We start from the raw sequence: 22,478 nt of genomic DNA, 5'->3' as shown, positions 1-22,478 counted from the left end.
GCTAGATTCGGCGACCGCCGTCCCCTCTTACATGTCTTCGTCCGCCGTCACCAGTTCTGACTCCGGTTCCGCGGTCGCGAAGCGACGCTGGTGGGCACGCTGCGCCCTCTGGCTCGGTCTGGCTTCGCTGGGCCTGTTCTCCCTGCTGATCGCGGCCTGGCTGGCATTGCACTGGGCGATTCTGCCGCACATCGACGACTGGCGGCCCCAGCTCGAAAAGCAAGCCACCCAGGCATTGGGGGTACCCGTGAAGATCGGCGCCATCAGCGCGCGATCGTCGGGCTGGATCCCCACGCTGGACCTGCGCGACGTGCGCATCGTCGAGGCCTCCGGCCGCGAAGCGCTGCACCTGCCTCGCGTCAGCGCCGCGCTGTCGCCGCGCTCGCTGCTGGCCTTCGAATTGCGCTTCTCCCAACTGCTGCTGGACAGCCCCGAGCTGCTGCTGCGCCGCGACGCACAGGGCCGGGTCTTCGTGGCCGGCCTCAGCGTCGACGGCCCCTCGGACACACAGGCCTCCGAAGCGGCCACCGACTGGTTCTTCGAGCAGCACGAGTTCGTCATCCTCCATGGCCGCATCCGCTGGGTCGACGACCTGCGCGCCGCGCCACCGCTGGAGCTCTTCGACCTCAACCTGGTGCTGCGCAACGGCCTGCGCCGCCACCGGCTGCGGCTGGACGCCACGCCGCCGGCCGGCTGGGGCGAGCGCTTCACGCTGCGCGGCGAGTTCACCCAGTCGCTGCTGGACCGGCCCGGCGCGGTGCAGCGCTGGAGCGGCCAGCTCTTCGCCCACCTGCCGCGCACCGATGTCAGCGAGCTGCGCCGCTACGTGGACCTGCCCTTCGAACTCAACGAGGGCGACGGCGCGCTGCGCGCCTGGCTGGACGTGGACCGCGGCGAGCCGCGCAGCCTGACGCTGGACATGGGCCTGCGCGCGGTGAAGCTGCGCGTCGCGCCCGGCCTGCCCGAGCTGGCGCTGGCGCGGATCGGCGGCCGGCTGGTGCTGAAGCAGACGCCGCAATCGCTCTCGCTGGAAGCGAAGCAGCTGGGCTTCCAGGCGGGGGACGGGCTGGACTGGCCGCGCTCGGACTGGGCGCTCGAGGTCAAGCGCGACGCCCGGACCGGCACCATCACCGGCGGCGACTTCCAGGCGCAGCAGCTGGACCTGGCGCTGGGGGCGCAGATCCTGGCCCGCCTGCCGCTCGCCGAGGCCCAGCGCCAGCTGATCGCCGACATGAAACCGGGCGGCCTGCTCAATGCGCTGCAGCTGCATTGGGACGGCCCGCTCGACGCGCCGCGCGGCTATCGCGCCAAGGGCCGGCTGCAGGGCTTGCAGCTGGCGGCCGCGACGCCGGAGCCGCCCTCGGATCCGGCCTCCTCGCCGCCGACTGGAAGGCCCGGCGTGCGCGGCGCCGACCTGCAGTTCGAAGCCACCGACCAGGGCGGCAGTGCGACCCTGGCCGTGGCCGACGGCGAGGTGACGCTGCCCGGCGTCTTCGAGGAAGCGACGGTCCCGCTCAAGCAGGCGCAGGCCAGCGTGCAGTGGCGCGCCCAGCGTCCGGTGGCGGTCGGTGGCGCCAAGCGCGCGCCGGCGCCCGCTCCCTTGTCCCTCCCGGTGACACGTCCGCTGGCCGCGGCCTCGGCGGTGGACACCGCCGCGTCGGCGCCGGCCGAGCCCGCCACGCGCTGGACGGTGCAGTTCAGCGACGTGCACTTCAGCAACGACGACCTGCGCGCGGAAGTCGACGGCAGCTGGCAGAGCGGTGACGGCAAGCGTCCGCATGACCACGGCCGCCTCGACCTCACCGGCCGCATCGACGAGATCCGGGCCCCGCGCGTGCTGCGCTATCTGCCGGCCTCGATGGGCCACGACGCGCGGCGCTACGTGCGCGACGCCATCCGCGACGGCACGGTGCACCGCATCCAGGTGCGCCTGCAGGGCGACCTGATCGACTTCCCCTTCGACGCGCCGCGCAGCAAGGGGCAGTTCCGGGTGTCGGGGCAGGTCCGCGGCCTGACGTTGGCCTACGTGCCCAGCCATCCGGCCGAGGGCGAACTGCCCGCCTTCCAGTCGCCGTGGCCGGCGATGGAGCAGCTCGACGCCGAGCTGGTCTTCGACCGCGCCGCGATGAGCATCCGCAACGCCAAGGCCCGGCTGATGGGCGTGGACCTGGTCAACGTGCAAGGGTCCATCGCCGACCTGTACCACCACGCGCCGGTGCTGGAGATCGACGGCCAGGCGCGCGGGGCGCTCGCCGACGCGCTGCGCTACGTGAAGGCCTCGCCGGTGGCGGCGCTCACCAGCCACGTGCTGGACGCGACCACCGCGACCGGTCCGATGGCGCTGAAGCTCAACCTGCGGCTGCCGCTGATGCATGTCGACGACACGACGGTCAAGGGCCTGGTCACCTTGACCGGCAACGACGTCCGCATTCGGCCCGACACGCCGCTGCTGGGCCAGGCCCGCGCGCAGGTCAGCTTCGACCAGAAGGGCCTGCAGATCCGCGGCGGCCAGGCGCGCGTGCTGGGCGGCGACGCCAGCTTCGACGGCGGCAGCCTGCCCGACGGCACCATGCGCTTTGCCGCGCAAGGCACGGTCACGGCCGAGGCGCTGCGCAATGCGCCGGAGCTGGGGCTGCAGCAAGCGGCGTCGGTGATGACCGGCCAGGCCGCGGTGCGCTTCGAGCTGGGCGTGCTCAAGAACGGGCAGACCGAGATCGCGGTGACCAGTCCGTTGCAGGGCATCGCGGTGAACCTGCCGGCGCCGATGCACAAGGCGGCCGAGGAGGCTTGGCCGATGCGCATCGCCACCAAGGCGCTGGCGCCGGCCGGCGCGGCCTTGCGCGATGAATTGCGCGTCGAGGCGGGTCCGGTCCAGGCGCTCTACCAGCGCGACGTCACGCACGAGGCCAAGGTGCTGCGCGGTGCGATCGCGGTGCGCGAGAAGCTGCCCGAGCTGCCCGCGCAGGGCGTGATCGCGCGCGCCAGCTTCGACCAGTTCAATGCCGACGCCTGGCAGACCGCGCTGCCCGGCCTCACCGGCGACAAGGACGCCGGCAGCTTCGAAGCCGAAGCCGCGCCGGAGGGCGGCTACTCGCCCTCGCAGCTGACGATCAAGGCGCAGACGCTGCAGGTGTCGGGCCGCACGCTCAACGGCGTCACGGCCGGCGTCTCGCACGACGCGGGCGCGGGCTGGCGGGTATCGATGGACGCGCAGCAGCTCAGCGGCCTGATCGAGGTCCGCGCCGCCAAACCCAACCTCCCAGGCCGCGTCTACGCTCGGCTGTCGCGGCTGTCGGTGCCGCGCAGCGACGTCGACGGCGTCGAGCAACTGCTCGACAAGCAGCCACGCTCGGTGCCGACGCTGGACATCGTCGTCGAGGACTTCGAGCTGCGCGGCAAGCGCCTGGGCCGGCTCGAGATCGACGCACAGCAGCAGAGCGACGCGCGCGACTGGAAGCTCAACCGCCTGGTTCTCAAGAGTGCCGACGCGACGCTGAGCGCCTCCGGCAAATGGGCGCCGGAGCCCGGCCTGCCGACGCGCCGGACCGAGCTCGACTGGAAGCTCGACGTCGCCGATGGCGGCAAGCTGATGGAGCGCCTGGGCCAGGGCCAGGTGCTGCGCGGCGGCAAGGGTGTGCTGACCGGTCAGGTGGCCTGGAATGGCTCGCCGCTGTCGCCGGATTACGCCAGCATGAGCGGCCAGCTCAACGTCTCGATGGAAGCAGGGCAGTTCCTCAAGGCCGAGCCCGGCGTGGGCCGGCTGCTGGGCGTGCTCAGCCTGCAATCCATCCCGCGGCGGCTGATGCTGGACTTCCGCGACGTCTTCTCAGAAGGTTTCGCCTTCGACAACGTCACCGGCGACATCCGCATCGCCAAGGGCGTCGCGCGCAGCGACAACCTGCGCATGAAGGGCCTGCAGGCGGCGGTGCTGATGGAAGGCAGCGCCGACCTGGCCGCCGAGACGCAGGACCTGCATGTCCTGGTGCTGCCCGAGATCAATGCCGGCGGCGCGGCGCTCGCCTACGCGGCGGTGAATCCGGCCATCGGCCTGGGCGCCTTCCTGGCCCAGTGGCTGCTGCGCAAGCCGCTGGCGGCGGCCAACTCCGAGGAGTTCCGCGTCACCGGCACCTGGTCCGATCCGCGCATCGAGCAGTTGCCGCGCCGTGCGCAGCCGCAGGGCAGCTACAACAACGCCACCACCGCGCAAGGAGAGTCCGTCCAATGAGCACCTCGACCCCGCAGGCGGCGCCGCCGGTCACGATCGCCGCGATCCAGATGGTCTCCGGCCCGCGGCTGGAGGAGAACCTCGAGCGCGCCGCCCACTGGATCGGCGAGGCGGCGCGCCAGGGCGCGCGGCTGGTCTCGCTGCCCGAGTACTTCTGCCTCATGGGCCACAAGGACACCGACAAGCTGCCCTACGCCGAGCGGCCCGGGGACGTCGACGCGCCGATCCAGGGCGCGCTGCGCCGGGCGGCGCGCGCGCATGGCGTGTGGATCCTCGGCGGCACCTTGCCGATGGCGATCGACGGCGCGGCCCTGCCCGCCGAGCGGGTGCGCAACACCACCTGCGTCTTCGCGCCGGACGGCACGATGGCCGCGCGCTACGACAAGCTGCACCTCTTCTGCTACGACAACGGCCGCGAGCGCTACGACGAGGCCCGCGTGCTCCAGGCCGGCGAGGCGCCGGTGAGCTTCGACGCGCCGATCGCCGACGGCCCCACGCTGCGCGTGGGCCTGTCCATCTGCTACGACCTGCGCTTCCCGGAGCTCTTCCGCGCGATGAGCTTCGGCGGCCCGCGGCCGCTGGACCTCATCAGCGTGCCGGCGGCCTTCACGTACACCACCGGCCAGGCGCATTGGGAGCTGCTGCTGCGCGCCCGCGCGGTCGAGAACCAGGCCTACGTCATCGCCGCGGCCCAGGGGGGCACGCACGAGAACGGGCGCCGCACCTGGGGCCACAGCCTCATCGTCGATCCCTGGGGCGAAGTGCTGGCCTGCCTGCCCGAGGGCGAGGGCCTGGCGATCGCCCGCCTCGATCCGGCGCGCATCGCACAGGTGCGCGAGCAGTTGCCGGCGCTGCAGCACCGTCGGCTCTGAGACGCGGCCGCGGCCGCGTTCCGTGAGCAGGTCCGCGAGCGCGTCCGCGTTCCGGCCCTGCGATCCGGTCCTGCGATCCGGCGCCGGAATCCGGTTCAGATCGGGCGATCGGCGCCCGCTCCCTGGAGGCAAGATGCCCGGCATGATCGACCGCCGCCCTGCCCGTCCTCTTCGCTCCATGCCGGCGCTGCTGGCCGCCATGGCCTGCGCGCTGCTGGCGGGCTGCGGCACGCCGGCGCGGCCGCTGGAGTCCTCGCTGACCGACATGGAGTCGCTGCAGCTGCGCTCCTGGTTGAGCCCGCAGTTGCGGCGCAACATCGACCTGCTGCCGGTGAGCGGCGGCCAGGAGACCTCGCGCTGGTGGGGCAGCCGCATCAACGCGATGACGCTGAACCAGACCTACCAGGAATCGCTGCGGCGCCTGGGCCTCATGCCCGACGTGCCGGACACCGGGCGCTACCAGCTGCAGGTCGAGGTGCTGGCGCTGGCGCAGCCCAACGTGCCGGTGCTGCCGGAGGTGGCGATCTCGGTCCGCTACACGCTGACGGAGCGCGCCGCCGGCGGCGGCAAGGTGCTCTACCAGCGCACGCTGCGCACGACGCAGAAGGCGGGCGTCGACGACAGCCTGAATCCGTCGGAGCAGTTGCGCATCGCCACCGAAGCCGCGCTGCGCAACAACATCGCAGACCTGATCCGCGACCTCGCGTCCCTTTCGCTCCCCGTCTGAGCAACCGGAAACCCCGCCTTCCCGATATAAGAATTCAGCGGAATTCCCACCTCGGCATATGCATATAAGCATTGATTGCTTGCCAACTGCCGGGTTATCCCTAAGCATCACGGCTTTCCGCCCCAAAAAGGCGCATGCCGGCAAAAGGTCCCGAACGGCGGCCAGCTGGCGCGAGCGTCCGTCTTTCGTCCGTGATCGAACTCCAACAGCTGCACAAATCCTATGAGGTCGAGGGGCGCCGCGTGGCGGCGCTCCAGGGTATCGACCTTCGGGTGGAACCGGGAGAAGTGTTCGGGATCATCGGCGCCTCGGGCGCCGGCAAGAGCACGCTGCTGCGGGTGATCAACCTGCTGGAGCGCCCGGACAGCGGCCGCGTGGTGGTGGCCGGCCAGGACCTGCAGGCGCTGGACGCGGCCGGCCTGCGCGCCGCCCGCCAGAAGATCGCGATGATCTTCCAGCACTTCAACCTGCTGAGCTCGCGCACCGTCGCGCAGAACGTGGCCTGGCCGCTGCGCATCGCCGGCTGGGAGGCCGCGCGCATGGCGCCGCGCGTCCAGCAGCTGCTCGCCCGCGTCGGCTTGTCCGACCAGGCGGACAAGTATCCGGCCCAGCTCTCCGGCGGCCAGAAACAGCGCGTCGGCATCGCCCGCGCACTGGCGCTGGACCCGCAGGTGCTGCTCTGCGACGAGGCCACCAGCGCCCTCGACCCCGAAACCACCCGCTCGATCCTGGACCTGCTCGCCGAGCTCAACGAGGAGCTGAAGCTGAGCATCGTGCTGATCACCCACGAGATGGACGTGGTACGCCGCGTCTGCGACCGCGTCGCGGTGCTGGAAGGCGGCCGCATCGTCGAACTGGGCCCGGTGGCGCAGGTCTTCCTGCATCCGCGCTCGGACACGGCGCGGCGTTTCGTGCTCGCGGCCGAGCATGTCGACGAAGGCGAGCAGCGCGACGACTACGCGCATGTCGCCGGCAGCCTGTGGCGCCTGACCTTCTTCGGCGAGCGCACCTACGAGCCGCTGCTGGGCGAGGTCGCCCGGCGCGCGAACCTGGACTTCGGCATCCTGGCCGGCCGCATCGACCGCATCAAGCGGCAGCCCTACGGCCAGCTGACCATCGCCGTCAGCGGCGGCGATCGCCAGGCCGCCCGCCAGCTGCTGGCCGAGCGCGGCGTGCAGGTCGAGGAGCTGCGCGCATGAGCCTCACGCCCTCCCTGATCGAGACCCTGCGGACCATCGACTGGCCCGAGATCGCCACCGCCGGCGGCGACACGCTGCTGATGCTGGGCGGTTCGCTGCTCTTCACCGCGCTGCTGGGCCTGCCGCTGGGCATCGCCCTGTACCTGTTCGACCGTGGCCGGCTGGTGTCCTCGCCCCGGCTGTACGCGCTGCTGTCGCTGGTGGTGAACGTGCTGCGCTCGCTGCCGTTCGTGATCCTGCTGATCGTGCTGATCCCGTTCACGCTGCTGGTGACCGGCACCTCGCTGGGCGTGGCCGGCGCGATCCCGCCGCTGGTCGTGGGCGCGACGCCCTTCCTGGCGCGGCTGGTGGAAACCGCGCTGCGCGGCGTCGACCGCGGCATCGTCGAGGCCGGCCTGGCCATGGGTGCCAGCACCCGCCAGATCGTCGTCCAGGCGCTGCTGCCCGAGGCGCTGCCCGGCATCGTCTCGGCGCTCACCGTCACCGCGATCACGCTGGTCGGCTACACGGCCATGTCGGGCGTCATCGGCGGCGGCGGCCTGGGCGACCTGGCGATCCGCTTCGGCTACCAGCGTTTCCAGACCGAGGTCATGGTCGTGACCGTGGTGCTGCTGCTGGTGCTGGTGCAACTGCTGCAGATGCTGGGCGACTGGCTGGTGACCCGCGTGTCGCACCGCTGAGCCCGTCCGGCATCGACCAGACCCCGCCTCCCCCTTTTCAGCGCCGATCGCCCCAAGCAGGCGAGCGGCATCGTTCCTCAGAGGAGTTTGCAAGCATGAAGAAGCTGTTCGCCGCCACCGTCGCGGCCCTGTCGCTGGTCACCGCCGGCACCGCCTCCGCCGAGAAGCTGAGCGTCGCCGCCACCGCGGTGCCGCACGCCGAGATTCTGAACCTGGTCAAGCCGGAGCTGGCCAAGCAGGGCGTGGAGCTCGAGGTCAAGGTCTTCACCGACTACGTCCAGCCCAACGTGCAGGTGGCCGAGAAGCGCCTGGACGCCAATTTCTTCCAGCACAAGCCCTACCTGAACGAGTTCAACAAGGGCAAGGGCACGCGGCTGGTGGCCGTCGCGGCGGTGCATGTGGAGCCGTTCGGCGCGTATTCGACCAAGCACAAGACGCTGGCCGCGCTGCCCGAGGGCGGCACCGTCGCGATCCCCAACGACCCGACCAACGGCGGCCGCGCGCTGCTGCTGCTGGACAAGGCCGGCGTGATCAAGCTCAAGGACAAGGCCAACATCCTGGCGACGACCAAGGACATCGCCGACAACCCCAAGAAGCTGAAGTTCCGTGAGATCGAGGCCGCCACGCTGCCGCGCATCCTGCCGCAGGTGGACCTGGCGCTGATCAACACGAACTACGCGCTGGAGGCGAAGCTGAACCCGGCCAAGGACGCGCTGGCGATCGAGGGCGGCGAGTCGCCCTACGCCAACTGGCTGGTCACCCGCGACGACAACCAGAACGCTCCCGCGGTGAAGAAGCTGGCCGCCGCGCTGCAGAGCGAGGCCGTCAAGCGCTTCATCCAGACCCAATACAAAGGTGCGGTGGTGCCCGCCTTCTGACGACGGCTGCGGCCGGGCTTGTTTCCGTACAGCGCCCCGCGATCGCGGGGCGCTTTCATTTGGGCGCTGGATATCGAGGATTTGTGCCGGGCCGCCGTCCCGGCTTCTTGGCACCATGGCGGCCTCCTCCCTTGTCCCTCGGAATGGCGCCGCCAGGATGCCGCTCCTCGCCCGTCCGTGTCCGAACTCTCCGCGGCGCTGCCGCAGTTCTTCCTGCTTCGCGATGGCGCCCCGACGCTGCTGCTCACCGGCCATTACGACGGGGCCCTGGTGCTGCTGTCGCTGGCCGTCGCCTCGCTGACCTCGGCGCTGGCGCTGCAGGTCGCCGGCATGGCCAAGCCGGCCACGGGCTGGCGTCGCCAGTCCATCCTGGCCACGGGCGCGCTGGCGTTGGGCGGTGGCATCTGGTCGATGCACTTCATCGGCATGCTGGCCTTCCAGCTGTGCGCGCAGATCGCCTTCAACGCCCACATCACCGCCGCCTCCATGGTCCCGGCGCTGATCGCCTCCTGGGTCGCGCTGGCCCTGCTCTCGCGCCGCGAACTCGACCGCTGGCGCCTGGTCGCCGGCGGCGTGCTGGTCGGCGCCGGCATCGGCGCGATGCACTACACCGGCATGGCGGCGATGGAGATGTCCGCCGCGCTGCGCTACGACCCCGCCTGGTTCGGCGCCTCCATCGTCGTCGCGGTCCTGCTGGCGATGCTCGCGCTGTGGATCCGCTTCGGCCTGGCCGGCCGCCTCAGCCGGCCCTGGGCGATCGCGCTGGGCGGCGTGGTGATGGGCGGCGCCATCGCCGGCATGCATTACACGGCGATGGGCGCAGCGCGCTTCGTCGGCCTGGCCGACGGCCCCTGCAACACCTCGATCGAGAACGCCGGCTGGCTCGCCCTGGCCGTGACCGTGATGGCGCTGGCCATCAGCGCGATCACGGCCGGCGCCAACGGCCTGCTGGTGCTGCGCCGGCTCAACACCGAGCTGGTCGAGGAACGCGGCCGCATGCTGGTGATGGAGACCGCGCTGCGCGACAGCGAGACCAAGTACCGCACCGTGATCGCCAACAGCCCGGGCGTGACCTTCCGCTGCCGCCTGGACGAGAACTGGTCGATGCTGCTGATCAACGACGCCGTCGAGGACCTGACCGGCTGGACCGCCCGCGACTTCCTGGAAGGCCGCCAGCACTTCGCCGCGCTGATCCATCGCCACGACCAGGCGCGGGTGAACGCGGCCGTGGAAACCGCCGTCGCCGCCGACACGCCCTATGCGCTCGAGTACCGCGTCCACACCCGCGACGCCGGCGAGCGCTGGGTCTCCGAGCGCGGCCGCGCGGTGCGCGACGCGCAGGGCGCGCCGCAGTGGATCGATGGCGTGATCCTCGACATCACCGAGCCCAAGCGGCTGCAGCGCCAGCTCGAGGAAGCCAAGGAGCGCGCCGAGTCCGCCGCCGCGGCCAAGAGCGCCTTCCTGGCCAACATGAGCCACGAGATCCGCACGCCGATGAACGCCATCCTCGGTTTCACCGAGCTGCTGCTGGACACCACGCTGACCGAGGCCCAGCGCCGCCACCTGACGACGGTGCGCGGCTCGGCGCGCTCGCTGCTGGCGCTGCTCAACGACATCCTGGACACCGCCAAGCTCGACAAGGGCGCGATGGAGCTGGAGTCGGTCGACTTCTCGCTGCGCACCGTCTGCGAGCAGGCGCTGAACTCGCTGCGGCTGCTGGCGCAGCGCAAGAACCTGGTGCTGCACCTCGACTACCCGTCCGCCGCGCCGCGCTTCTTCCAGGGCGATCCGCTGCGGGTGCAGCAGGTGCTGCTGAACCTGGTCGGCAATGCGATCAAGTTCACCGAGCGCGGCGTGGTCACGCTGCGCATGCGGCATGAAGGCGGCCAGGTCCACCTGGCCGTCGTCGACACCGGCATCGGCATCGCGCCCGACCGGCTGGACCGCATCTTCGACGCCTTCGCGCAGGCCGACGCGTCGACGACGCGCCGCTTCGGCGGCACTGGCCTGGGCACCACCATCTCGCGGCAGCTGGTCGAGCGCATGGGCGGCCGCATCACCGTCGAGAGCGAACTCGGCCAGGGCAGCACCTTCCACGTCTGGCTGCCGCTGCCGGCCGGCAACGCGGCGCTCGCCGAGGCCCAGGCGAGCGAAGCGGCCGTCGCCCTCCCGCCGCTGCGGCTGCTGGTGGCCGACGACGTCGCGCAGAACGGCGAGCTGCTGCAGCTGATCCTGGGCCGCGAGGGGCATCAGGTCACGCTCGCCGCCGACGGGCTGCAGGCGCTGAAGGCCTTCTCCGACGAGCGCTTCGACGCGGTGCTGATGGACGTGCACATGCCGGGGTTGGACGGCCTGGGCGCGACGCGGCGGATCCGCAACTTCGAGCATGCGCAGGGCCGCGGCCACACGCCGGTGGTCGCGCTGACGGCCAGCGTGCTGGAGGAAGACCGGCAGGCGGCGCTGGCCGCCGGCATGGACGGCTTCGCGGTCAAGCCGGTGGAGCCGGCCCGGCTGTTCGCCGAACTCGCTCGGGTGCTGGGCCTGTCGCCGGGCCGCGGCGCCGGGGAGGCCGGGCCGGCGCCGTCGACACGCCATGCGGCGGGCCTGGGCTCAGCGGGCCCCGGCACCGAGCCGCTCGACTGGCAGCAGGGACTGCGGCTGTGGGGCAGCGTCACCGCGTGGCAACGCGGGCTGCGCCGCTTCGCCGAGGAACAGCGCGAAGGCGTCGCGCGGCTGCACCAGCTGACGCAGGCGCGCCAGTGGATCGAACTGCGCGGGCTGGTGCACCGCTGGCGCGGCGTGGCCGGCAGCCTGGCGATGCCGCGGCTGCTCGCCCACGCGCAGCCGGTCGAGACCGCCCTGCGCCTGGGGCGCGAAGAGGATCTGATGGCGCTGGTCGACACGCTGGCGCTGACGCTGCAGGACACGCTGGACGCGGTCGCGGAGCTGGATGGCCGGCCCTCGGGCTTCGCGGCCAGCGCGCCGATGCCGATGTCGGCCGATCGGCCCGCCGATCCGTCGGCCGAGGCGGCCGCGCGCGACCTGCGCGCCTCGAAGCAGCTGGTGGACCGCCTGGCGGCCGCGCTCAAGCGCAGCGAACTCGACGACGAGTCGCTGAGCGCGCTGCGGCTGGCGCTCGGCGCCGAGGCGCTGGGGCCCTTGACGCGCGCGCTGGACGACTTCGACTTCGACGCCGCCCTGCTGCTGCTGCAGTCGCTGCGCACCCGGCTGAGCACGCCGAATGCCCCGCAAGGCCTGTCGTGAACGCCGATCACCGTCCCAAGCTGCTGCTCGTCGACGACGAGCCCGCCAACCTGCAGGTCCTGCGGCATGTGCTGCAGGACGACTACCGGCTGCTGTTCGCCCGCGACGGCCAGAAGGCCCTGGAGCTCGCGAAGAGCGAGGCGCCGCAGCTGATCCTGCTGGACATCATGATGCCGGGGCTCTCCGGGCTGGATGTCTGCCGCGTGCTCAAGTCGCAGCCGGCGACGCGGCGCACGCCGGTGATCTTCGTCACCGCGCTGGCCGACACCAGCGACGAGACCGAGGGCTTCGAGGCCGGCGCGGTCGACTACATCACCAAGCCGGTCAGCCCGCCGGTGGTGCGGGCGCGGGTGCGGACCCACCTGTCGCTGGTGCGCGCGGACGAACTGCGCGAGACCCGGCTGCAGATCGTGCAGCGCCTGGGCCGCGCCGCCGAGTACAAGGACAACGAGACCGGCTGGCACGTCGTGCGGATGAGCCACTACGCCCAGCTGCTGGCGCTGGCGGCCGGCTGGACCGACCAGGACGCCGACGACCTGCTGCATGCCGCGCCCATGCATGACGTCGGCAAGCTCGGCATCCCGGACGCGATCCTGCAGAAGCCGGGTCCGCTGACCGAGGCGGAATGGATGGTGATGCGCCGCCATCCGGCCATCGGCGCCGAGATCCTGGGCGATCAGGCGACCGGCCTGCTCGGCATGGCGCGGCGCATCGCGCTGGCCCATCACGAGAAATGGGACGGCAGCGGTTATCCCGAGGGCCTGGCCGGGGAGTCCATCCCGCAGGACGCCCGCATCGTCGCGATCGCCGACGTCTTCGACGCGCTGACCAGCATCCGCCCCTACAAGCCGGCCTGGCCGGTGGAGCAGGCGGTGGCGCACCTGCGCGCGCAGGCCGGCCGACACTTCGATCCGGCGCTGGTGGAGCTGTTCATCGGCGTGCTGCCGCAGGTGCTGGAGGTGCGGGACCGCTTCCTGGAGGAAGGCTAGGCCCCGCGGCCGGTTATGGCCGCCCGCCAGATCGTGATGCTCGCATTCCCGCAACACCGGGCGTGCGCAGCGCACGGCATCGCCGCGGCCCGGAATAATCCGCGCCCATGGTGCTGAACTTCATCTGGATCGGGTTCTTCCTGATCGGCTTCGCGGTCGCGCTGGCGCGGCTGTTCCAGGGCGACCTGACCATCTTCACGCAGGTGCTGACCGGCATCTTCGACACCGCCAAGACCGGCTTCGACATCTCGCTCGGCCTGGTCGGCGTGATGAGCCTGTGGCTGGGCCTGATGAAGGTCGGCGAGACCGCCGGCGTGATTCAGCTCTTCGCCCGCGCGATGGGACCGTTCTTCGCGAGGATCTTCCCCGAGGTGCCGCGCGGCCATCCGGCCGGCGGCTCGATGGTGATGAACTTCTCGGCCAACATGCTCGGGCTGGACAACGCCGCCACGCCGCTCGGGCTCAAGGCGATGAAGGAGCTGCAGGAGCTGAATCCGCGGAAGGACACCGCGTCGAACGCGATGATCATGTTCCTGGTGCTGAACACCGCCGGCATCACGCTGATCCCGACCTCGGTGATCGCGATCCGCCAGGCGATGGCGGTGGACCAGGGCCTGGTCGGCTTCAACGCCGCGGACATCTTCCTGCCCACGCTGATCGCGACCTTCATCTCCTTCATGTCGGGCTTGGTCGCGGTGGCATGGGTGCAGCGCATCAACCTGTTCAGCGCGCCGGTGCTGGTGTTCGTCGGCGGCTTCATCGCGATCATGGCCGCCGTCTTCGGCTGGCTGCACAGCTATCCGCCGGAGGTAATGTCGCAGTACATCGGGCTGCTGGGCAGCGGCGTGATCCTGAGCATCATCGTGATGTTCATCGCGGTCGGCGCCTGGCGCCGCGTCAACGTCTACGAGGCTTTCGTCGAGGGCGCCAAGGAAGGCTTCGGCGTCGCGGTCCAGATCATTCCCTACCTGATCGCGATCCTGGTGGCGATCTCGGTGTTCCGCACGACGGGCTGCATGGACTTCGTCGTCCAGGGCATCGCCGCGGGCGTGGCGGCACTGGGCCTGCCCACCGACTTCGTGCCGGCGCTGCCGGTCGGGCTGATGAAGACACTGTCGGGCAGCGGCGCGCGCGGCCTGATGGTGGACGTGCTCAAGACCTATGGCGTGGACAGCTTCGAGGGCAAGCTGGCCGCGATCATCCAGGGCTCGACCGAGACGACCTTCTACGTGCTGGCCGTCTACTTCGGCAGCGTCAACATCAAGAAGACGCGTTATGCGCTGAGCTGCGGCCTGATCGCGGACGCGGTGGGCCTGGTCGGCGCGATCCTGGTGGGCTACTGGTTCTTCAAGTGAGCCGCGCGACGGGCGCGCCTCACTCCACCCGGTTGCGCCCGTTGGCCTTGGCGCGATAGAGCGCCGCGTCGGCGCGCGCGAGCAGCGCGTCCAGGCTGGTGTCCCCGGGCTGCGCCCAGGCCACGCCCAGGCTGGCCGAGCACGGCGGGATGCCGGGCTCCGGCGCATGCGCGGCCAGCGCGGCGCGCACGCGCTCGGCCGAGGCCCGCGCCGCCTCGGCGTCGGTGGACGGCAGCAGGATCACGAACTCCTCGCCGCCATAACGACCCAGCCGGTCGTTCACCCGCAGTTCCCCGCGCATCGCCGCCACCGCGCCGCTCAGCACCCGGTCGCCGGCCTGGTGGCCGTGTCGGTCGTTGACCTGCTTGAAGTGGTCGATGTCCAGCAGCACCAGCGACAGCGGCTGGCCGTAGCGACGCCAGCGGTCGAATTCCTCGCCGCCGGCCTGCAGCACCGCGCGGCGGGTCAGCGCGCCGGTCAGCGCGTCGCGGGTGGCGAGCAGCTCGAATTCCTCGCGCACCCGCTCGCTGGCCATCAGCAGGACGCCCACGCTCAGCAGCAGCACGCTGAAGCAGTAGCTGGCGATGTAGGCGGTCTGCACCGTCGTCATCGCGAAGCGCGAGGACTGCGCCCCGTCCACCCAGAAGCTCGCCAGACCGCGGCCGACCAGCACGGCCGCCTGCAGCAGCAGCGTGCCCGCGATCAGGCGCGCCGCGAAGCCGCGGCCGTCCCGCAGGACCAGCCGCGCGTGCGCCAGCACGCAGGCCGTCATCGTCCCGGTGAACACGACCATGCGCACGCGGTAGTCGGGCCGGATCAGGAACCAGGTCAGCACCGCCAGGCTCAGCAGCGCGATTGCGCCCCACAGCCGCCAGGTCACCGGCCGGCCGAAGAAGCGCTGCGAGCCGAAATAGAAGAGCCCGCAGCCCGTCAGCAGCAGCGCGTTGCCGGTCTGTGCGACGACGAATTCGGGCCACAGCCCCTGCAGCGCGTAGACGCCGGCGGCGAAGGCGCAGGTCATCGGCGCCATCGCCCAGGGCCGCAGCCCGTGGATCGTCGACGGATAGTTGCGCCGCACCCCGAGCAGCACCAGCCCCAGGACCGCCGCCATCAGCGCGGTCATGACGGTGATCGAGCGGGGATCGAGCTGCATGAGGCCGGCAGTGTAGGCGGCGCCGATGACAGGCGGGCCGCCGCTGGCCGGTCGCGGGCGCGGTGCGCGCCCCGCCGTTCACATCGACCGGAAGAGGTGGACGTAGGCGCGGCTGACCGGCAGCTCGCTCGCATGCCCGCGCACGCGGACGAACAGCCGGCTCAGTTCGTCGCGCCGCGTGCCGGCCACATGGTCCAGGTTGACGATGGTCGAGCGATGCACCTGCCAGAAGCGCTCGCCGTCCAGCTGCGCGACCAGCTCGTGGATCGGCGTGCGGATCAGGTATTCGGCCTCGGCGGTCTGGACACAGGTGTACTTGTCGTCGGCGCGGAAGAACAGCACGTCGTCGACGCAGACCTGGTGCATCAGGTCGCCCTGCGTCGCGCGGACCCAGCGCAGCGGGCCGGCGGGCCGGGCCCCGCCGCCCGCGGGCGCGTGCAGCGTGCGCAGCGCCGCCAGCAACCGGGCGTCGAGCGCCGCGTCGCCGTCGGCCTCCGGCTTCGCGAGCGCGCGCCGGATGCGCTCGACCGTGCGGCCCAGCCGCTCCGGCTCCACCGGCTTGAGCACGTAGTCGATCGCTTCCTGCTCGAAGGCCTGCACCGCGTACTGGTCATAGGCGGTGACGAAGACGACGCGTGTCGCGCCCTCGATGCCCTCGGCGACTTCCAGGCCGGTCAGGCCCGGCATCTGGATGTCGAGGAAGGCCAGGTCCGGCCGCAGCGCGGCGATCCGCTCGGCCGCCTCCGAGCCGTTGCGGGCGACGTGGACGACATTCAGCTCGGGCCAGACGGCGGCCAGCAGCGCGGCGAGCGCGCGGGCCAGGTGGGGTTCGTCGTCGGCGATCAGGGCGGTGGGTGCGGTCATGGTCGGGAGGGGCGGATGGAAGGGAGCGAAGGACGGAGCGAATGAGGGCGGCAGGGCAGTGGCGGTGGCGGTGGCGGTGGCGACGTTCAGCCGTCCAGCGGCACGCGCAGCGTGACGAGGCATCCCGGCTCGGCGGCCACCAGGTCCAGCGAGGCACGGTCGCCGTAATGCGTCATCAAGCGCTCGCGCAGGTTGGACAGGGCGATGCCATTGCCCGCGCGGCGCGACGCGCCCGGCCCCACACCGTCGTCCCGGACCTCGACGACCAGGAAGCCGGCGCGCAGCGCCGCATCGACCTGGACCGTCCCGCCGTCGATCTTTGGCTCCAGGCCGTGGTGCACCGCGTTCTCCACCAGCGGCTGCAGCAGCATCGGCGGCAGCATCACCGCGCGGGCCTCGGGGGTGGCACGGACCTCGAAGCGCAACCGGTCCTCCATGCGCGTGCGCAGCACCGTCAGGTAGGCCTCGGCCAGCGCGAGCTCGTCCTCCAGCGGGCCGGTCTCGCGCCGCAGGCCACCGAGCGAGGCCCGCAGATAGGCCGTGAAGGCGCCCAGCATGTCCTTGGCCTTGGCCGCGTCGTAATCGATCAGCGAGTGGACGTTGGCCAGCGTGTTGAACAGAAAATGCGGCTCGATCTGGCCCTGCAGCAGACGCAGCTGGGCCTCGGTGGCGCGGCGCTCGGCCTTGAGCTGGCGGTTCTTCGACGCGAACCAGTGATGCAGCACGAAGGTGATGCCCAGCGACAGCACCGAGGTGATGCCGATGACCTTGCCGCCCTGCGCCCAGTCCAGCCGGACCCAGGAGGTGAGCCCCGCGAGCCACATGCCGGGCAGCCAGCCGATCACGGTGCCGAGGATGGGCACGCCGGAGAAGAACAGCGTGCGGCGCCAGTCGCTCCATTGGCGGATGCGGGCGCGACCGCCCAGGCGCGGCGTCAGGATCGCGAAGAGCACCTGGATGACCACGCCGATGGTGAGGCACACCGTCAGGTTCTTCCCGTACCACCATCCCCAGAGGCGCAGGTCGAACCAGTCCACCACCCGGAAGTTCATGACGAACCCCAGCACGGTGAAGCCGGCCGAGAGCGCGGCGCAGAAGACCAGGGTCCAGACCCATTGCATCCAGGCGGGGCCGCTGGGCTGGACATCGTTGCTGATCCAGGCATGCCAGGAGGCACGCAGGCGACGGGCATCGCGCCAGAGCGGTCGGGACGGGGCGGGAGTCATGCGGTGCAGTGTAGGAAGCGGTCGATCGCCGGCCGCCCGGGGAAACGACGGATCGACAGTCCGCTGGATGGATCGACGGCCGGCGGCGCGGACGACCGCCCCGGCGCCGCCGATGCCCCTGACCTTCGGCTGGACATCCGGTCCATGGTGTCCAATAGCCCGCTGATCCGCCTCCCCGGCATTTCGCCCGCATCCCACGGAGACCCGCATGAGCTACATCCTGCTGATCAACGAACCTGTCGGCCAACGCGAGGCGCGCACGCCGGAAGAGGGCCGCGAGGCCTATGCGCGCATGACCGCCTTCGCCGGCCAATTGCAGGCGCAAGGCCTGCTGCAGGCGGCGCAGTCGCTGCAGTCGGTCAACGGCTCGACCCGCGTCGCCAAGCGCGACGGCCGCATGACGACGATCGACGGCCCCTTCGCCGAGGCCAAGGAAATGGTTGGCGGCTTCTTCTGGCTGAACGTGAAGACCCGCGAGGAAGCGCTGGCGATCGCCCGCGAATGCCCGGCCGCCGAATGGTGCACGGTGGAAGTGCGCTCGCTGGTGCCCTGCTACGAGGAATCGAAGGCCTGAGGGCGCGTCGGGACGAACAGCTCGTCCCGGTTTTTCTCGCTGATCGTGTCGAGACCTGTCGAAACCGGCGGGCCTGGGCCGTCGTGCCAGTGTGGACGCCCCGGAAGGACCGGGGCGCCGCCCGCCGGAGGGCACGATGCGACCGCTTCTTCACCCGCTCGGGCTCGACCCCCTCACCCCGCTTCAGGACAAGCACCATGCGCCACAAGCAAATCTTCGTGAACCTGCCCGTCAAGGACGTCGAGCGCAGCAAGCGCTTCTACAGCGCGATGGGTTACGAATTCAACCCGCAGTTCTCCAACGAGCAGGCGCTGTCGATGGTCATCTCGGACGACATCTACGCGATGCTGCTGGTCGAGGAGTTCTTCCAGACCTTCACGCCGCGCAAGATCTCGGACGCGCACACCACGACCGAAGTGCTGACCTGCCTGTCCTGCGAGAGCAAGGCACAGGTGGACGAGCTGATCGCCAAGGCCCGGGCCGCCGGCGGCACCGTGCCGCGCGAGCCGCAGGACATGGGCTTCATGTACTCCCAGGCCTATGCGGACCCGGACGGGCACATCTGGGAGCTGATGTACATGGACATCACGCAGTTCCCCGGCGCCTGAGCCCTGGCGGGCCCGCCCGGGCGGCGACGCCGCTGGCGCCGGTGCCCGCGGTCCGGCGCCCGACCCCACGCGCGGCATGCGGAGCGGCATCCCCGCCGCCCAGGCCGTACGATCGCGCGCATGACCGACGAGACCCATCGCGCGATCACCACCGTCTGGCGGCAGGAGTCCGCCAAGATCATCGGTGCCCTGTCACGGCTGACCCGCGACGTGTCGCTGGCGGAGGAGCTGGCGCAGGACGCGCTGGTGGCCGCGCTGGAGACCTGGCCGAGGCAGGGCCTGCCCGACAAGCCGGCGGCCTGGCTGATGACCACCGCCAAACACCGGGCGCTGGACCGGCTGCGCCATGTGAAGCTCAGCGGCGACAAGCTCGAGCAGCTGGGGCATGAGCTCGATGCGCGCGAGGCGATGATCGTGCCGGACTTCGTCGACGACCTGGACGACGAGCGCGCCGCGCGGGAGATCGGCGACGACGTGCTGCGGCTGATGTTCTGCGCCTGCCACCCGGTGCTGGGGCTGGAGGCGCGGGTGGCGCTGACGCTGAAGATGGTGGCCGGCCTGACGACCGGCGAGATCGCCCGCGCCTACCTGCAGTCGGAGCCGACGGTGGCGCAGCGGCTGGTCCGCGCCAAGCGCACGCTGGGCGAGGCGAACGTGCCCTTCGAGCTGCCGCGCGGTGAGGCCCTGACCGGCCGCCTGGCGGCGGTGCTGGAGGTGCTCTACCTGATCTTCAACGAGGGCTACGCCGCCACCAGCGGCGAGCGCTGGATCCGTCAGGATCTGTGCGACGAGGCGCTGCGGCTGGCGCGGATGCTGGTGCGGCTGGCGCCGCGCGAGGGCGAGGTCCACGGGCTGCTGGCGCTGATGGAACTGCAGGCTTCGCGGGCCTCGGCGCGCGTCGATGCGCAGGGGCAGCCGGTGCTGCTGCTGGAGCAGGACCGGTCGACCTGGGACCAGGGATCGATCGAGCGGGGGCTGGCGGCGCTGGCCACCGCCGAGCGGCTCCCCGCCGAGCCCGGGGGCGACGTGGGTGACAACGCGGGTGCCGGCGAGGGTCCGGGGCCGTACGCGCTGCAGGCGGCGATCGCGGCCTGCCACGCGCGGGCACGGCGCGCCGAGGACACCGACTGGCCGCGCATCGCGGCCCTCTACGAGGTGCTGGCGATCCGGCAGCCTTCGCCGGTGGTGGAGCTGAACCGCGCGGTGGCGCTGTCGATGGCCTTCGGGCCGGCGGTCGGTCTGGAGATCGTCGACCAGCTGATGGAGGAGCCGGCGCTGAAGCAGTACCCCTGGCTGCCGAGCGTGCGTGCCGACCTGCTCGCCAGGCTGGGACGCAATGCCGAGGCGAAAGAGGAATTCGAGCGCGCCGCCGCGATGACCGCCAATGCGCGGGAACGGGAGCTGCTGCTCAGGCGGGCGAGAGAGCAGGGGCACTGAGGGCCCCGCAGCTCAGAACAAGCGCACACCGACACGCTCCGCCGCGGCGATCAAGCCCCGATCCTTGGTCGCGATCGACGCGCCCGTGGCCAGCGCCAGGTCCAGATACAGCAGGTCAAAGCCTTGCACATGGCGCTTGACCGCGGCGTCCACATGCTCGAGCAAGGGCGTGATCTCGGGATGCAGGGCCACGCGATAGGACTCGATCATGGCCGCGTAGTCCTGGACGGTCCCCGGCGGCCAGCCCCCTGATCGACTCCGCTTGAGCAGCGAGTGAGCGCATTCGGCGTGGAACACATACGGCGCGATGCCCAGCGCGACGTTCGCGTCAACAACCACCGCAACCATGGCGCATCTCCATCAGCGCAGCCTGCAGCTCACCCGCACGCGGCGGATAGTTCAGGACATCGGGATTGCGGGCGTAGATCGCGATCAATCGTTCGGGCAGGTCGAACGGTCGGGCATCTTCCCCTGGCGCGACGACCCGCTTCCGGGAGCGGCAGTCGATCAGCGATTGAACGTAGTCGAGTCGTCGTCGACCGGCATCGGTCAACGGACCCGGAATGGAAGGAAACCTCGGATCTCCCATCGGGGCGATCCGTCCCGACGATCCGGCAGCATGGGCATCAGTCATGAAACCTCCTGGCAGGCAAGGTGCGAAAGAGGTTTCCATTCTTGGCACCGATCGAACCGGTCGACCTTCACCCACGGCGCGTTTTCGGCGAAACCGCCACGCAGGTTCTTGTGTATTTGCGCCGACGCCGTCGCCCGACGGCCCCGATGAACACGGTCCTTCCGGCCGATTCAATCCGGCGCGTCGCCTTCGCCTTCGCTCTCGTCGGTGAGGCGCACGCCGGCGCCCTGACGCTCGCGCTTGGCGGCGTACATCGCGGCATCACTGCGCGCCATCAGCGTCTCCAGCGTATCGCCCTCCTGCCGCTGCGCGGCCCCGATGCTGATGCTCACGCGCAGGCCGTCCGACACCGCGTTCCAGTCGTGCCGGCGCACCGCCTCGTCCAGCCGGCGACAGGCCTGCTGCGCGACCTCCTCGGTCGCGCCGCGCAGCAGCAGCACGAACTCGTCACCGGCCAGGCGCGCCGCGACGTCGTGCTCCCGCACATGCTGGCGCATCAGCCGCGCGATCTGGCTCAGCACCTGGTCCCCGACCAGGTGCGAGTGCTGGTCGTTCACCTGCTTGAAGTGGTCGACGTCGATCAAGGCCAGGCTCACCACGCCGCCGGCCGCGAGCTGCGCCCGCGCGTGATCCTCGAAGCTGCGGCGATTGGCGAGCTCCGTCAGCGGATCCTCCATCGACAGCTTCTCCAACCGCTGCGCCTCGCTGGCGAGTTGCACGCGGTCGCGCTCGCTGCGGCGCGCGTCGAGCTGCCATTGCACCGTCGACTCGCGGCTCGCGAGGCTGGCGATCCGCACCCGCGCCTCGCGCTCGCGCAGCGCGCGCAGGCGCTGCAGCGCGCGTTGCGGCTGCCCCTGCTGTTCCTCGATCTGGCTGGCGATCAGCTCGCCCAGCTGCGCCAGGGGCTCGTGCTGGACCAGGTCGGCCTCGGTCACCAGCTGCGCCGCGGCCCGACGCGCCTGCGGCCACAGCCGCCTTGCCCAGGCCAGCTCGGCCTGCACCCAGCCCGCCAGTGAGGCGAGCCAATGCCGCTCCTGCGCCGGCAACTGTGCCAAGGCCAGTTGCAGTTCCGGCTGCGCGAACGCCGAGGCGCCCTTCCAGATCTGCGCCATCGTCTGCATCAGCGTCCACCAGCACTGCGCTTCGGCATCGCCTTCGGCCAGCAGGTGGCGCGCGTTGATCAGGTGGCCTTCGAGCGGCCCCAGCGGCGGCAACTGCCCCCGTTGCTCCCGCTCGCCGGCGTAGGCCAGCAGCGAGCCCATCGCCAGCCACAGGCAGGCCGTCAGCGGACTGCGCCTGGGCTTGCTGGCGTTGGCGGCGTCGGCCGCCTGGCGCAGCACCTCGGCCGCCTTGTCGAAGTTGCGGGCCCACACGTGGCAGGCCCCGAGGTCCTCCAGCGCCAGCACCAGCGCCGCGCCGTCGCCGCGCAGCTGCGCGAGCCGCAGCCCCAGCAGCGCCGCCTCGATCGCCTCCTCGTGATGCCCGGCCAGCGACGCGCTGTGCGCCAGCACCGACAGGGCCCCGGCCTCGCCGGACGCGTCACCCTGCTGGCGGAACAGCCGGGCCGCCAGTTCGCTGCGCCCACGGGCCTCGCCCGGTCGATGCAGCGCGCGATCGCAGCGCGCCAGGTGCAGCAGCGCCTGGGCCTGCTGCGCCTCGTCCGCCTGCTCGAGCGCCAGCAGCAGCCACTCCTCGCCGAGCGGTTGCGCCGCGGCGACATCGCCGGCGGCGAGCACGGCGCGGGCTTGCTGGGACAGCGCGGACGGCGGGTCCAGGACGGGATCGGAACGCAA

At 71.3% G+C, this 22,478-nt stretch carries 18 protein-coding genes; 12 read left to right on the top strand and 6 right to left on the bottom strand.

The features are described 5' to 3' along the window. Positions 1 to 31 precede the first annotated feature (31 nt). The 9 genes from BM393_RS20050 (at position 32) to BM393_RS20010 (ending at position 14,189) form a co-directional block, all read left to right on the top strand. A complete protein-coding gene (locus BM393_RS20050) occupies positions 32 to 4,225 on the top strand; it encodes a YhdP family protein (protein WP_175538428.1) in 4,194 nt (1,397 codons plus the stop codon). Beyond that, positions 4,222 to 5,097, top strand: a complete 876-nt coding sequence (locus tag BM393_RS20045) for a carbon-nitrogen hydrolase family protein (RefSeq protein WP_091731025.1) — start codon at positions 4,222 to 4,224, stop codon at positions 5,095 to 5,097. Before BM393_RS20050 ends, BM393_RS20045 begins: the two co-directional genes overlap by 4 nt. A gap of 133 nt (positions 5,098 to 5,230) precedes the next feature. Further along, a complete protein-coding gene (locus tag BM393_RS20040) occupies positions 5,231 to 5,824 on the top strand; it encodes a hypothetical protein (RefSeq protein WP_141225408.1) in 594 nt (197 codons plus the stop codon). Positions 5,825 to 6,015: 191 nt separating this feature from the next. Continuing rightward, complete coding sequence (locus tag BM393_RS20035; protein ID WP_091731014.1) at positions 6,016 to 7,023, top strand: methionine ABC transporter ATP-binding protein; 1,008 nt, start codon at positions 6,016 to 6,018, stop codon at positions 7,021 to 7,023. Next, entirely contained in the window at positions 7,020 to 7,703 is a 684-nt protein-coding gene (locus tag BM393_RS20030) for a methionine ABC transporter permease (RefSeq protein ID WP_091731010.1), read from the top strand. The genes BM393_RS20035 and BM393_RS20030 overlap by 4 nt, the downstream gene beginning before the upstream one ends. A gap of 95 nt (positions 7,704 to 7,798) precedes the next feature. After that, entirely contained in the window at positions 7,799 to 8,581 is a 783-nt protein-coding gene (locus BM393_RS20025) for a MetQ/NlpA family ABC transporter substrate-binding protein (protein WP_091731006.1), read from the top strand. A 177-nt stretch (positions 8,582 to 8,758) separates the two neighbouring features. Then, positions 8,759 to 11,845, top strand: a complete 3,087-nt coding sequence (locus BM393_RS20020; protein ID WP_091731002.1) for an MHYT domain-containing protein — start codon at positions 8,759 to 8,761, stop codon at positions 11,843 to 11,845. Further along, positions 11,842 to 12,834 (top strand): HD-GYP domain-containing protein, encoded by a 993-nt coding sequence (locus tag BM393_RS20015; RefSeq protein ID WP_091730997.1) that lies wholly within the window; start codon positions 11,842 to 11,844, stop codon positions 12,832 to 12,834. The genes BM393_RS20020 and BM393_RS20015 overlap by 4 nt, the downstream gene beginning before the upstream one ends. Positions 12,835 to 12,941: 107 nt before the next feature. After that, positions 12,942 to 14,189, top strand: coding sequence for a nucleoside recognition domain-containing protein (locus tag BM393_RS20010; protein ID WP_091730994.1), 1,248 nt, complete (start codon positions 12,942 to 12,944; stop codon positions 14,187 to 14,189). A gap of 19 nt (positions 14,190 to 14,208) precedes the next feature. Here BM393_RS20010 and BM393_RS20005 read toward each other — a convergent pair whose 3' ends face one another. The 3 genes from BM393_RS20005 to BM393_RS19995 form a co-directional block, all read right to left on the bottom strand. Next, on the bottom strand, positions 14,209 to 15,342 hold the full coding sequence (locus BM393_RS20005; RefSeq protein ID WP_091730991.1) for a GGDEF domain-containing protein: 1,134 nt from the start codon (positions 15,340 to 15,342) through the stop codon (positions 14,209 to 14,211). A gap of 78 nt (positions 15,343 to 15,420) precedes the next feature. After that, positions 15,421 to 16,206 (bottom strand): LytTR family DNA-binding domain-containing protein, encoded by a 786-nt coding sequence (locus BM393_RS20000; protein WP_091730987.1) that lies wholly within the window; start codon positions 16,204 to 16,206, stop codon positions 15,421 to 15,423. A gap of 86 nt (positions 16,207 to 16,292) precedes the next feature. After that, a complete protein-coding gene (locus BM393_RS19995; protein WP_175538426.1) occupies positions 16,293 to 17,432 on the bottom strand; it encodes a sensor histidine kinase in 1,140 nt (379 codons plus the stop codon). A gap of 208 nt (positions 17,433 to 17,640) precedes the next feature. On the opposite strand from BM393_RS19995, the gene BM393_RS19990 reads away from it, so the two are divergent. The 3 genes from BM393_RS19990 (at position 17,641) to BM393_RS19980 (ending at position 20,051) form a co-directional block, all read left to right on the top strand. After that, positions 17,641 to 18,006, top strand: a complete 366-nt coding sequence (locus tag BM393_RS19990) for a YciI family protein (protein WP_091730979.1) — start codon at positions 17,641 to 17,643, stop codon at positions 18,004 to 18,006. A gap of 197 nt (positions 18,007 to 18,203) precedes the next feature. Next, complete coding sequence (locus tag BM393_RS19985; RefSeq protein ID WP_091730975.1) at positions 18,204 to 18,614, top strand: VOC family protein; 411 nt, start codon at positions 18,204 to 18,206, stop codon at positions 18,612 to 18,614. A gap of 120 nt (positions 18,615 to 18,734) precedes the next feature. Further along, positions 18,735 to 20,051, top strand: coding sequence for an RNA polymerase sigma factor (locus BM393_RS19980; RefSeq protein ID WP_091730971.1), 1,317 nt, complete (start codon positions 18,735 to 18,737; stop codon positions 20,049 to 20,051). Positions 20,052 to 20,063: 12 nt separating this feature from the next. Here BM393_RS19980 and BM393_RS19975 read toward each other — a convergent pair whose 3' ends face one another. The 3 genes from BM393_RS19975 to BM393_RS19970 all read right to left on the bottom strand — a co-directional run bounded on the left by BM393_RS19975 (position 20,064) and on the right by BM393_RS19970 (position 22,478). Further along, positions 20,064 to 20,399, bottom strand: a complete 336-nt coding sequence (locus BM393_RS19975) for a hypothetical protein (RefSeq protein ID WP_091730967.1) — start codon at positions 20,397 to 20,399, stop codon at positions 20,064 to 20,066. Continuing rightward, entirely contained in the window at positions 20,380 to 20,685 is a 306-nt protein-coding gene (locus tag BM393_RS25385; protein ID WP_141225407.1) for a hypothetical protein, read from the bottom strand. Before BM393_RS25385 ends, BM393_RS19975 begins: the two co-directional genes overlap by 20 nt. Before the next feature lie 170 nt (positions 20,686 to 20,855). Then, positions 20,856 to 22,478 carry a GGDEF domain-containing protein gene (locus BM393_RS19970; protein ID WP_091730962.1) on the bottom strand — a complete coding sequence of 541 codons (1,623 nt, stop codon included), beginning with the start codon at positions 22,476 to 22,478 and terminating at the stop codon, positions 20,856 to 20,858.

Source organism: Mitsuaria sp. PDC51, assembly GCF_900113225.1.
GTDB lineage: Bacteria > Pseudomonadota > Gammaproteobacteria > Burkholderiales > Burkholderiaceae_C > Roseateles.
This window is presented reverse-complemented; position numbering and strand designations above follow the sequence as displayed.